At 33.1% G+C, this 507-nt stretch carries 1 pseudogene; it reads right to left on the reverse strand.

The features are described 5' to 3' along the window. Nucleotides 1–297, reverse strand: a pseudogene (locus JN080_RS29110) (carbonic anhydrase family protein); the annotation flags it as partial. Nucleotides 298–507: the final 210 nt, after the last annotated feature.

The following is a 507-nucleotide window of genomic DNA, read 5'->3' on the forward strand; positions in this document are numbered from 1 at the left end:
AACGTTTTCAATTTTTTCATTCGTTTCCACCTGAGAGTACTCGATATTAATTGGTGATTGTTCACTTCCACGTACACAGGATGCATAAGAGCGATCCAACTCCCCCCAATATTCAGGACCTGTTTCTCCTTCGTAAGACCAGTAGGCAGTCTGCATATCATTTTCCTCTTTTTTGTTTTTCTCCGTCTCAGTTGCCCTTTCTGCTTGGGGAACAGTTGTTTTCATAGTTTGTTCCGAGCAAGCTACTAGTGCTAAGTTTAAAGATACAGCTAAAAATGGATAAACGAGTTTCTTCATTTTGATATTGCCCTCCTTTTTTCTATATTCATTCATAGGATACTAGAAACTCGATAATTATAAAATTCTGATTTACAAAAATATGTCTAAATTTCATAATTTAGTTAATATTTACTATTCATTTATCCATATAAAGAATCATATAGCACACAATATTTATCATTTTATACTTCATTTATGAATCAACTCTTTTGGCTTCTTCAGAATCGT

It is taken from the genome of Bacillus sp. EB600 (assembly GCF_024494385.1).
In the GTDB taxonomy this organism is placed as follows: Bacteria; Bacillota; Bacilli; order Bacillales; family Cytobacillaceae; genus JAEVLT01.